Annotated in this window: 9 protein-coding genes; 5 read left to right on the top strand and 4 right to left on the bottom strand. The window is 61.3% G+C overall.

Going from position 1 to position 12,090, the window contains the following annotated elements; genetic code table 11:
- Nucleotides 1-10: 10 nt before the first annotated feature.
- Nucleotides 11-412, bottom strand: a complete 402-nt coding sequence (locus ACTUWL_RS24095) for a (2Fe-2S)-binding protein (RefSeq protein ID WP_210256506.1) — start codon at nucleotides 410-412, stop codon at nucleotides 11-13.
- Nucleotides 413-541: 129 nt separating this feature from the next.
- Nucleotides 542-1,366, bottom strand: coding sequence for a fumarylacetoacetate hydrolase family protein (locus ACTUWL_RS24090; RefSeq protein WP_106940496.1), 825 nt, complete (start codon nucleotides 1,364-1,366; stop codon nucleotides 542-544).
- Nucleotides 1,367-1,728: 362 nt separating this feature from the next.
- Between ACTUWL_RS24090 and ACTUWL_RS24085 the strand changes: the two genes are divergently transcribed.
- The gene (locus ACTUWL_RS24085; RefSeq protein ID WP_021079038.1) at nucleotides 1,729-2,070 is read left to right on the top strand and encodes a hypothetical protein; all 342 of its coding nucleotides are present in this window, start codon (nucleotides 1,729-1,731) and stop codon (nucleotides 2,068-2,070) included.
- 289 nt (nucleotides 2,071-2,359) lie between these two features.
- Complete coding sequence (locus ACTUWL_RS24080) at nucleotides 2,360-2,845, top strand: BA14K family protein (RefSeq protein ID WP_106940497.1); 486 nt, start codon at nucleotides 2,360-2,362, stop codon at nucleotides 2,843-2,845.
- A 1,130-nt stretch (nucleotides 2,846-3,975) separates the two neighbouring features.
- Here ACTUWL_RS24080 and ACTUWL_RS24075 read toward each other — a convergent pair.
- The gene (locus ACTUWL_RS24075) at nucleotides 3,976-4,497 is read right to left on the bottom strand and encodes a hypothetical protein (RefSeq protein WP_146160400.1); all 522 of its coding nucleotides are present in this window, start codon (nucleotides 4,495-4,497) and stop codon (nucleotides 3,976-3,978) included.
- Nucleotides 4,498-4,538: 41 nt separating this feature from the next.
- Between ACTUWL_RS24075 and ACTUWL_RS24070 the strand changes: the two genes are divergently transcribed.
- From ACTUWL_RS24070 to ACTUWL_RS24060, 3 genes are read left to right on the top strand one after another with little or no spacing between them, the layout of a single operon-like run.
- On the top strand, nucleotides 4,539-5,711 hold the full coding sequence (locus tag ACTUWL_RS24070) for an efflux RND transporter periplasmic adaptor subunit (RefSeq protein ID WP_021079035.1): 1,173 nt from the start codon (nucleotides 4,539-4,541) through the stop codon (nucleotides 5,709-5,711).
- The gene (locus ACTUWL_RS24065; RefSeq protein ID WP_021079034.1) at nucleotides 5,708-8,839 is read left to right on the top strand and encodes an efflux RND transporter permease subunit; all 3,132 of its coding nucleotides are present in this window, start codon (nucleotides 5,708-5,710) and stop codon (nucleotides 8,837-8,839) included. The genes ACTUWL_RS24070 and ACTUWL_RS24065 overlap by 4 nt, the downstream gene beginning before the upstream one ends.
- Nucleotides 8,836-9,252: a thioesterase family protein gene (locus tag ACTUWL_RS24060; protein ID WP_021079033.1), complete on the top strand. Its 417-nt coding sequence runs from the start codon at nucleotides 8,836-8,838 to the stop codon at nucleotides 9,250-9,252. The genes ACTUWL_RS24065 and ACTUWL_RS24060 overlap by 4 nt, the downstream gene beginning before the upstream one ends.
- 319 nt (nucleotides 9,253-9,571) lie before the next feature.
- On the opposite strand, the gene ACTUWL_RS24055 is transcribed toward ACTUWL_RS24060, so the two are convergent.
- Complete coding sequence (locus tag ACTUWL_RS24055) at nucleotides 9,572-11,884, bottom strand: FdhF/YdeP family oxidoreductase (RefSeq protein ID WP_021079032.1); 2,313 nt, start codon at nucleotides 11,882-11,884, stop codon at nucleotides 9,572-9,574.
- Nucleotides 11,885-12,090 lie beyond the last annotated feature (206 nt).

Here is a 12,090-nt window from a genome sequence, read left to right as displayed (position 1 = left end):
GACAAGCCTATCAGGTATTGACCGCGGCGGCATGGATCGCTCGTCGGATACGCACGTAGGTGCCGCAGCGGCATATGTTCCCCGACATTGCCGCGTCGATGTCAGCGTCGGTCGGATTTGGCACATGCTTCAAAAGTGCCGCAGCAGTCATGATCTGACCTGATTGACAGTATCCACACTGAATGACTTCGTGCTCGAGCCAGGCTGCCTGCACCTTTGAGCCTTCGGTAGTGGCGCCAATCGCCTCGATCGTCGTCACTGGGCGCGCGCCGACGTCACCGATTGACAGCACACATGATCTAAGCGCAAGCCCGCCGACATGCACGGTGCATGCTCCGCATTGGGCAATCCCGCAACCGAATTTCGTACCGGTAAGACCGAGAACATCGCGAATAACCCACAGCAAGGGCATATCAGCCGGCACGTCCACGTCATGCGTCGCGCCGTTGATGTTGATGTTGATGATGGCCACAAAACCTCCCGTCCTCTGCGGCACTAAGGGCAACGTAACGGCGCGCGCGGCCGACTCCCATCTACCGCATCAAGATGTGATCTCGTGACGTTGCGAGCCGAGATTGGCAATACCGCATTCCAGCACATCGCCTACCTTCATGAAGCGATTTTTACCGAAACCAACGCCAGGCGGCGTGCCCGTTGCCAAAATGTCGCCGGGAAGCAACGTCATGTGCGATGAGAAGTAGGCAAGCATCTCGGGGACACCGAACAGCATGTCGCTTGTATTGCCACGTTGCTCGTAGTTTCCGTTCAACTTGGTCCAGATATCGAGCTGCATTCCATCGACACCAGTCGTTAAATAGGGTCCGATCGGGGAATATCCCGGTCGCGACTTGGCGCGCACCAAGTGTTGCTGACCTTCTTCATCGACCTGCGTTGCGCGATCCGAAACGTCGTTCACACAGACGTAACCGAAGATGTAGTCGGCTGCGGCGGCAGCGCTGACATCTTTCGCTTCCCGCCCGATCACGATTGCCAACTCGACTTCCCAGTCAAGTTTCACGTTCTGATTAGGACCACGAGAGATCGGATCGAAGGGTCCCGTCAGTGAGCTGATCGCCTTCAAGAACACCTCAGGTTCCGTCGGCGGCTTCATCTTGAATTCTTCGATGTGCTTCTTGTAGTTGAAGCCCGTCGCCGCGATCTGCCGAATGCCATCGATTGGCGCCAGGTATGTGACGTCACCGGCGATCGGAGAGAGGCGAGAGGTATCGACATTGATTAAAGCACCTCCAGCTATCGCGTCCGGGTTGATGTCGGAAACAATGGGCCGCAGGTCGAGGTGCTCACTACCTTTCAGAATTACCGGAACGGCGCCTTTGTCTGTTAGTACACGCGCGAACTGTTGCATCGTCGGTTCTCCGTCACTTTGTCGGTTAAAGTACACATCGAGATATCCGACCTACCAACGCGGCCAACCTCCGTCTCCCCCGAACGAACGATATTGTCGCGAAAACACGGCACCTGAAGACGAAGCCGAGTCTGTCGCCGACCACTTCGCTAGGCCGATACGCCTGCTGTCGCCCACCGTCGGCACAGCCTGCAAATTGAGTCTCATCGTTTGCGAACGAAGAACGCACGCGATCTTCGGACGGGATTCTGTCGACGCAAACATGTCCAACCGCTCTTTCCGTTCTTTTGCGAAAGACCAGCAACTATTCCTCTTGCAAGTAGACAACACTGACCGCGACCGCCCTTTCGAGGATGAGCAAGATGACCAGGAGCACGAACTGCTACGCCACCATCACCGCGCTATTGGCCGCTACCTCCGCCCAAGCCAGTCCGTGCGCTCCTTCAATCGCGCGCGTTCAGGCACAGATCGACGCCGCCATCGAAAGACAAGCAGGAACCGATGGATGGAAGTCGGAAAGCCTCGACGCACTGCGCGGTTATCAGCCGACGCCGCGATCGCTGGCGGCCACCGAAGGCAGCCATCGGCGGGGCTTCGAACAGGCGCTCGATGCATTGGCTCAGGCTCGCGCCGCCAGCGACGCCGGGGACTCCGCTGGCTGCCATCGGGCGCTCACCAATGCGCGCGCCGCGCTGCGCCCGTAGTCGAAACGTCGTTGCAGGCGGCAGTATCCTGGTCAGGCGTGGAGAAGCGCGAAGGCACCGAGACGTGGCGCCGATGATCATCAGCGAATGCCACAACACGCTCCGGAGTTCGTTCATGCAGAAGCTGAAGGCTGATTGGGCACGGGTCAGGACTGACACCAAGATCGCGATGAAGAAGGATTGAAAACAAAATCTGAGCAGCGGCGTCCCGCGGCGACGTTGCACGATCGCTTAGCGGGCGACGGATCCAGCAAGCGTGTAAGACTCTCATGAATGAAAGGAAATAACGATGGATCGGATCATGACGATTTGCGGGGCTATCTTTGTCGTAATCTTGACAACGGCGGCGCCAGCTTACTCTCGCGGCGGTGGCCATGGTGGCGGCGGAGGCTTTCATGGTGGTGGCGCGCATTTCGGCGGCACCGGACGCTTTCGAGCCTCTTCAGCAGGAATTCGTGCCGCTGGCACTCTTCACAGATCTGCGATGGGCCTTGGTCGTCTAAATCACGTCGATGCGAATCGGCTCGGTGCTGGCAGATTCCATCACAATCGCACCCACCGATGGGCGTACGCGCGCGGCTTAGGACTTGGCGGCGCTTTGGTATCAGGCGCATACCTTGGCTGGCCCTACTATGGTGACGGCTACGACGATTGGCTCCACGATGATTACGATGTTGCCACTGCTTCCAACTTTTGCGCACAGAGGTATCGCTCGTACGATCCGAATACCGGGACGTATATCGGTTACGACGGAAGGAGGCACCCATGCCCCTAGCGATGGCGACCTAAGGAACTGCCTCTACGAAGACCTCAGAGTTTCCGCTGTGCTTCGTAGTTAGAAGGCGCTTGAACAAGCCGTTCCCGGCGCGGCGCGTATTTTCCAAAGCCCGTTTTCGTCACAGCATTACGGGAAACCGGCTGACGAATGCGAAGACTTCACGCGAAGTGTTCAGCCGGCTCCCAGAAGGAGTCGGCTGAAGCATCTTTTTTCGTACGACCGGATACCTCGACCTTCTCGCCAGTGCGATCCTGGCTAGCACGAGAAGCACCGCAATCGGTGTGCTCATAGCGTTAGGTAGGCCGAGCGGGCGAGTGGCTTCATCTAGTTATATCCAGAGTCCGAGCGTCGGGCCATCGACACCACCGGGTGGATTTATTGACGCAGATGCGCAGGAATCCGAGCCTCGTCGAAAGACTTCGAACGCGGTTGTTGTCGCAAGCAAGGCTCAAGGCCTGGCATTGAGGCGCCGTCGCTACTTCCAGATCAAAACACAACGCGCAACGTAGACGAAGACCAGGGTGTTTGTGATACTGCATGCTAACTTCAGAGCGGCCACACGGGTCCTTGCGCATTTGAGCGTTCGGCTTGGGAATTGGCGTGCGTCTCGGCAATACGGGATATGGCAAATTGCTATACCGTTCCGGTGAAGCAGCTGCTTCTGCATCGCAGCGAGTGCTAAGGGAGCCGTCGCGTTGAGCTACAAACGAGGGTTGCCATACGTGGTTGTGGGAACAGCGATTGTCGCAGTTATCGGCATTTCGGAAGCCACACTGAAACCTCCGGAAGTTTACACCAATCGCTTCTGCTTGTTGGACCAGGGCAAACGAACATGTCGCTTTCAGACACTCACTCAATGCATGACGGCGATGCCGACTTCAGACTCCGAGTGCGTGAGAGATACGGTGAAGCCCAGCACACTGAGAAGCAAGATACGTCGCTATTGCAGCGGTGACCCCGGCGCCGCTAGCCCACTTCGGTATGCCTGCACACGCTGGCTGTGATGAGATTTCCATCATAGGCGCGAACGTGAAGCGGATCATGCGCCGGCAACGACGGTGACCCCGTCAATCCGCAAGGAAGGCCTCCGGCTCATGCGCATCATGCAGCGCTCACTCTGCTCTTTATCATTGGCGTGCAACCTGGTTCGGAGCACCACACATGCGAAGACGGCTCAAATGGCACAGGGGCGCTTTCGTCCTGTGCATGTGGCTCGCAACCGGCGCGATCGGGAGGCCCGTTGCAGCAAATGCCCAGACGACATCTTCAACTCCGCCGTCGTCAGGCGCGCGAGCAACATCGCCATTCATGATGGAGCCGAGCGGCGCGCCAGGCATTCCGCTCGGCGCGACCGAAATCGCAACGCCCGGCGTAAGTCCGATCATCCCCTCGCCAGGTACAGGCATCGGGAATTGCGCCGGCTCGAGTGCTGCTCCGTCATCGAAAGCTCCATTCGACGGTGGCGGGATTTCCGGAAGCGCGCCGCTGTCGTGCACCGACAGCAGCATTCCTTCGTCTCCCCTGCCCTCGTCGTCGACGGCCGGACGTGCCGGGGTTCCCTTGGGAGCGACCGAGATCGGCAATGCCGGAATCAGCCAAGTCGCGCCCGTTGCGGGCCCAAGCACACCAGCCAATGCGGTTTCGATCACCGGTTTCGGCCATCCCTGAGATTCATGAGAGGAACACCACCGTGAAACGCAGCTTCATTGTCGTGCTGGTCGTGCTCGCCACTGCCCTTGGCGGCGGGAGCGTCTGGTACTTCGGCAAGAGAGCCCGGCCGGCCGCAGCGAGCCTGCCGGCGTCTGCCGCAATCCCAGTGGTCGCTGCCACGGTCACTGGCAGGAATGTCCCGATTTACCTGCGCGGCATAGGCACGGTGATCGCCTACAACACTGACGTCGTGCGCAGTCAGATCCAGGGACAAATCGTCCAGATCGCCTTCACCGAGGGCCAGACGGTCAAGGCCGGCGATCTGCTTGCACAGATAGATCCCCGTCCATACGAGGCCCAGATCGAGCAGTTCACAGCCAATCGCGACCGCGACCGGGCCCAGCTGACGAACGCGGAGGCAAATCTTTCCCGCTACACCCAGCTCGGCGACAAGGGATATGCCACTCCGCAATTGATCGAGACGCAGAAGGCGCAGGTCGCGCAGCTACAGGCCGCCGTCAAGTCGGATCAGGCGCAGATCGACGAAGCCAAAGTTCAGCTCAGCTACACGCGCCTGACGTCGCCAATCCCCGGCGTTACCGGCGTCAGGCAGATCGACGTCGGCAACGTCATTCACCCGACCGATCCGAACGGCCTTGTCGTAGTGACCCAGGTGGAGCCGATCTCGCTGCTCTTCACCCTTCCGGAGGCGGATCTCCCGGAGATTCAGCAGCAGTTGACCAAGGGACCGCTGAAGGTCGTCGCCTACAGCCAGGACGACAAGATCAAGCTCGACGAGGGTGAGCTGCTTCTCATCAACAACGAGATCATCCAGACGACGGGCACACTTCAGCTCAAGGCTACTTTTCCAAATCGCGATCACCGGCTATGGCCGGGACAACTGATAAATGCCCGCCTGCTGCTCGACACCCGCAAGGACGCCTTGACCGTCGCCGGCTCAGCCGTGCAGCAGGGCCCGAACGGCGCCTATGTCTACGTGGTGAAGCCGAACCAGACGGCGGAGCTCCGCCCAGTCCACGTCGCGCAGATCAGCGACGGGCAGGCGCTGATCGATCAGGGCCTGAAATCGGGCGATGTCGTCGTGATCGACGGACAGTACCGGCTCAAGGAAGGCAGCCAGGTTCAGGAGCTGCACGGCAAGGCCGCGCGCGAAGCGGACCTGCAAAGCTCTGTGCAGGACGCGCTGCCATGAATTTCTCCGCGCCCTTCATCTTACGGCCGATCGCAACCGCCCTGCTGATGGCCGGCCTGCTGCTGTGCGGCCTTGCGGCCTATCCCCTGCTTCCGGTCGGGGCGTTGCCCAACGTCAACTTCCCGACCATTCAGATCTCGGCGCAGTTGCCCGGCGCCGATCCGCAGACCATCGCATCGTCTGTTGCCACGCCCCTGGAACAGCAACTGAGCCAAATCCCGGGCGTCACGCAACTGACCTCATCGAGCGCGCTCGGTGTGGCTCAGCTGACCGTGCAGTTCGAGCTCTCACGTACTGTCGACAGCGCGGCCGTCGACGTCCTGTCGGCGATCAATGCCGCCAGCCCCTATTTGCCGCCGAATATTCCCTATCCGCCGACCATCCGGAAGGTGAATCCGGCCGAGACGCCGATCATGTTGATCGCGCTATCGTCGGATACGCTTCCGATGACGACCGTCGATGCCTACGCCGAGAATATCCTGCTGCCGAAGATCTCGCAGGTGCCTGGCGTGGGCCTGGTTGGAATCGGCGGGCAGCAGAAGCCGGCCATTCGTGTCCAGGTCAACCCGCAGGCCCTTGCCGATCGTGGCATTGGCCTCGAGGATGTCCGTAGTGTGATCGCCGGAGCCAACGTCGATCTGCCCAAGGGCACGCTCAACAGCCCGCGCGTGACCTACACGCTGAACACCAACGACCAGTTGTTGAAGCCGGCGGCGTATGACGACCTCATCATCGCCTATCGCAACGGCTCGCCGGTGCGGATCCGCGATATCGGCACGGCGATCGAGGGGCCCGAAAACAATCTGCTGGCCGGCTGGTACGGCAAGCAGCCCGCCATCATTCTCGCGGTCCAGCGGGTTCCGGGCGCCAATGTCATCGAAACCGTCGATCGCATCAGGACGTTGCTGCCAACACTGCAGGCGTCGGTGCCCCCCGCAATCAAGGTCACGATTGCCGCAGACCGGACCGCGACCATTCGCGCCGCCGTCTCGGACGTCCAGTTCACCCTGATGTTGACCGTTGCGCTGGTGGTGATGGTCATCTTCCTGTTCCTGCGAAATTTCTGGGCCACGATCATTCCGGCGGTGACCGTGCCGCTCTCGTTGATCGGCACGTTCGCTGTGCTTTACGTGCTCGGCTACAGCCTCGACAACCTGTCGCTGATGGCGCTGTCGATAGCCGTCGGCTTCGTGGTCGACGACGCCGTGGTCGTGATCGAGAACATCGTGCGGCATCTCGAAGCGGGGCTCACGCCCATGCAGGCGGCGCTCAAGGGCTCCAGCGAGATCGGATTTACGATCATTTCAATCACGCTTTCGCTGATTGCCGTGTTCATCCCGCTCTTCCTGATGGGCGGCTACGTCGGAAAGCTGTTCCAGGAATTTGCGATCACGATCACCGCAGCGCTACTGCTGTCGTTGATCATATCGCTGACCCTGACGCCGATGATGTGCGCGCGCCTGCTCAAGGATGAATCGCGCAGAAAGCACGGCAGGCTCTACCTGTTGTTCGAGAGGGGCTTCGATTCCCTGCTCGCGCTCTACGCGCGCGGCCTGCACGTCGTGCTGCGCCACCGCTTCGCGACGTTGCTGGTGATGCTCTCCACCATCGCGCTGACCGGCTACCTCTACGTCGTCATCCCGAAGGGCTTTTTCCCGCAGCAGGATACCGGACAGATCGTCGGCATTACCGAGGCCGCGCAGGACATCTCCTTCCCCGCGATGTCCGAGCGTCAGCAGGCGCTCGTGGGCATCCTGCAGAAGGATCCCGACATCGAATCGGTAGCAAGCTATATCGGGCCCGGCGGTCCGACCGCGACGCTCAATCAGGGGCGCATCTTCATCGTTCTGAAGCCCAAGCCGGGACGCAAGGCGAGCGCGGATCAAATCATCAACCGGCTGACGCGGGAGCTCGCCCACATCCAGGGCATCAACCTGTACATGCAGGCGGCCCAGGACATCACCATCGGCGCGCGCCTGTCGAAGACCCAGTATCAGTACACGCTCACCGACGCGGATTCCAATGAGCTGTCGCACTGGTCGGCGATCTTCCTGGACAAGCTGCGTGCGCTCGATGTCATCACCGACGTCGCCAGCGACCAGGAGAATGCCGGTCCGATGCTCGACGTGACAGTCAACCGCGAGGTTGCATCAAGCTACGGCATCCTGCCCTCGACGATCGACAACACCCTGGACGACGCCTTCGGCCAGCGAATCGTCTCCACGATGTTCACCTCGTTGAACCAGTATCACGTCGTGATGGAGGTCAATCCCAGCTTCCAGTACGGGCCCGACGCGCTCAAGGGCATCTATGTCAATTCCGCGAGCAACCAGCAGGTGCCCCTCAGCACGCTCGTGCATGCCGTCATCAAGCCGGCCCCGATTCTCATCAATCACCAGAGCATGTTCCCATCCGTCACGGTCTCGTTCAACCTGAAGCCGGGTGTCGCACTGGGCGACGCGGTCTCGGCGATCCAGAAGATCGAGCGGGACACCGGAAAGCCCGCTTCGCTGGCCACGTCGTTCCAGGGCAACGCCCAGGCCTTCCAGTCCTCGCTATCAGGTACCCCGCTGCTGATCGGCGTGGCGCTGATCGTGATCTACATCATCCTCGGCGTGCTCTACGAGAGCCTGATCCACCCGATCACGATCCTGTCGACCTTGCCTTCCGCCGGCATCGGCGCGTTGCTCCTGCTGCTCGCTGTGCACATGGACCTCAGCGTGATCGCCATCATCGGCATCATCCTGCTGATCGGCATCGTCAAGAAGAACGGCATCATGCTCGTCGACTTTGCCCTCGAGGTGCAGCGCGAGCATGGCCTGAGCCCGCAGGAGGCGATCTATCAGGCCTGCACGCTCCGCTTCCGGCCGATCCTCATGACGACGATGGCCGCGCTGCTCGGCGGCGTGCCGTTGATGGTCGGCACCGGCACGGGCTCGGAGCTGCGCCAACCGCTCGGCTACACCATCGTGGGCGGCTTGATGCTGTCGCAGATCCTGACCCTCTACACCACGCCGGTGGTCTATCTCTACCTCGACAAGCTCGGCGCGTGGCTCACCCGGCGGCCGCAGGGCGCCTCCGAAACATCCCCGCCCCCCGTCGCGGAAGAAACGAGGATTGCATCATGAATCCATTCGACAAGGTGACGACCGGCATGACCGCAGAAAAGGTCGTGGTCGTCACGCCCGAGATGACAGTCGGCCACGTCGTGCCGGGCATGCCCGCGGTGTACGGCACGCCGATGATGATCCTGCACATGGAGATGGCCTCGGGGTCGGCCATCCAGCCGTTCCTGCCGGTCGGTTATGTCAGCGTCGGCATGATGGTCAACATCCGCCATCTCGCGGCAACACCGATCGGCCGCACCGTCCGAGCCATTGCAAGGGCCGTCGGAGTCGAGGCAAAGAGTATCCTGTTCGAGGTCGAGGCCTGGGACGGCGACCGCAAGATCGGCGACGGCACCCATCGGCGGGGCATCGTCAACGTCGCCGAATTCGAGAGGCGGTTCGGCGTGACGAAGCCCGAGGCGGCGGTCACCTAAATGATCATGCGCTTAAGGTTCGAGATGGTCTGAACCGCGCCTCTGCTTCGCTGGGGTTGACGAAGCCCTACGGATCGTAGCGGCTGCGATGGTGGAATCGTGCCGGTGATTTGCCCGGCGTGTCGATTCGCCGGACATCGCGCAGGCGTCCATCAGCTGCTTTGCATGGGGTTGTTTTCGATGTTTTGCTGTGCGGGCCGGAAATCTCGCGACCATACCCGATCGTTGCCTCCGGCTGCTCCGCCGGAAGCTGGGTCCGAAGCTGCGATCCTCGATAGCGACGGCGCACGGTCCCCGACTTCGCCTCAGGCGGGCTTCTTCAGTGATCGAGCAGCACGGCGGCTTCATCGGTACCGCTGGATCGCACGAGCCGGATCGGGATGCCCTTGTAGGACGGCGTGAAGCTCAAGGGATCGCGGGCATAGAGCGGGACCAGCGAGTTGGTCTCCGGGTAGTACGCGGCGCAACAGCCGGTCGGGAAGGAATAGCCGACCACGCGGAAGTTGCGCACGACCCGCTCGACCCCGTCGGTCGATTCCGTGATCAAATCCACACGGTCGCCTTCGGCAAATCCCCGCCGTTTCATCTCGTATTCGTTGAGGAACACCACGTCACGCTGGCCGAACACGCCGCGATAGCGGTCGGACATCGAGTAGAGCGTCGTATTGTACTGGTCATGGCTTCGGATCGTGCTGAGCCACAGGAACTCCGGGTCGCTCTGTGGGGGATCCTCGCCGCAGCCTTCGAAGACCAGGAAGTTCGCCTTTCCGGACGGCGTCGCCCAGATGCGCTCGCGCGCCGTCGAGTTGAGATGAAAGCCGCCGGGAATCCGGATACGGGCGTTGTAGCCCTGAAAAATCGGAAAGACGGCTTCGATCGCCTCGCGGATCAGGTCATAGTCGGCGGCAAAGCCGTCCCAATCGACCACCGTGCGATCGCCGAGCGTCGCCTTCGCCATGCCGGCGATGATCGCCACCTCGCTGCGCAGATGTTCCGACGCAGGCTTGTTGCGTCCGCCGGAGGCGTGCACCATGGACATGGAGTCTTCCACGGTGATCGACTGCGGCCCGCCCGCCTGAATGTCGATTTCGGTGCGTCCGAGGCACGGCAGGATCAGGGCATTGCGACCGTGGACCAAATGGCTGCGGTTGAGCTTGGTCGAGACGTGAACGGTCAGATCGAGATTGGACAGCGCCGCCCGCGTCGACTGCCAATCGGGAATGGCGGCGGCAAAGTTTCCTCCCATCGCGAAGAAGACCTTGGCCTCGCCGCGGATCATCGCTTCGAGAGCCGTTACGACGTTGTGCCCTGGCGCTGCCGGTGGCTTGAAGCCGAACCGCTGCTCCAGACGCGCGAGCAGTTCCGCGCTGGGCACCTCGGTAATGCCGACCGTCCGGTCGCCCTGGACGTTGGAATGGCCGCGAACCGGGCACAAACCCGCTCCTTCGCGCCCGATGCTTCCGCGCAGCAGCGCCAGATTCGCCATCTGCTGGACGTTGTTGGCGCCGCGAAAGTGTTGCGTGATCCCCATCCCGTAGACGAAGATCGCGCGCTCCGATTTCATGTAGGCCTTGGCCGCATATTCCAGATCCTCGCGCGTCAACCCGGACCGGCGCTCGATGTCGGGCCATTGCGTGCGCTTGAGGTCATCGGCGAGCGCCTCGATGCCCACGGTGTGTCCGCGGATGAAATCCCAATCCAGGATCTCGGGCTGCTCCGCGGCGCGTGCCGCCTCATCCGCCTCGACCAGGATCTTCATGATCCCCTTGAGTGCGGCGACGTCGCCGCCGACCCGCACCTGGAATAGCTTTGAGCTGATCGTCGTCGACGACAGCGTGATCATCTCGACGGGGCTCTGCGGCGCCTGGAAACGCTCCAGGGCTCGCTCGCGGAAGGGATTGAACGAGATGATCGAAGCGCCGCGGCGAGCCGCGTTGCGCAGGCTCGTCATCATTCGCGGGCTGTTGGTGCCTGGGTTCTGGCCGAAGATGAAGATGCAGTCCGCCTTGTCGAAGTCCTCCAGCAGCACGGTCCCCTTGCCGACGCCGATCGATTTCGGCAGGCCGACGCTGGTCGCCTCGTGGCACATGTTCGAACAGTCGGGGAAATTGTTGGTGCCGTATTCGCGGACGAAGACCTGATAGAGGAAGGCCGCTTCGTTCGAGGTCCGCCCGGACGTGTAGAAATCCGCCATGTTCGGATCGGGCAGCGCCCTCAAGTGGCTGCCGATGGTTTGGAAGGCTTCGTCCCAGCCCACCGGAAGGTAGCGATCGGAGGCGGCGTCATAGGCCATCGGATGAGTGAGCCGTCCGACCATCTCGAGGTCGTAGTCGCTCCAGCCCGCGAGTTCCGTGACGGTATGCTCTGCGAAGAACTCTGGCGTGCAGCGCTTGGCTGTCACCTCCCAGGCGACCGCCTTGCCGCCGTTTTCACAGAACTCGAATGACGAGGTGTGCTTGGGATCGGGCCAGGCACAGCCGGGGCAATCAAAGCCCTGCGGCTGGTTCATGCGTCTCAGTGTCGCTGCACCTTTCACCGGGACCCGTTGTACCAGCAGAGCGTCGCTGAGCGCCTTGAGCGCCCCCCATCCGCCGGCAGGCTCGCGATAGGGACGAACCGATTTGCTGGTCATTTGAGATCTCTTTTGGTGCCACGATCCTGCTGTCAGTTAGGATCATCGCGCGAGCACCGTCTTTTCAAATCGGACTTCGCTTTTCGCGATCGCACAAGCACGGCGACCACCATCGACGGAGTCCGATCGGGCCAACACGCCTCGACAGTGCGTTCCGAAAAAAGAGACGCCCTTCGCGGAAGCCTGCAATGCACGGCGCCTATAGG

The sequence above is a fragment of the Bradyrhizobium sp. WCU1 genome, assembly GCF_053474805.1.
The sequence above is the reverse complement of the archived record's forward strand: the minus strand, read 5'-3'. Positions and strand labels throughout refer to the sequence as shown.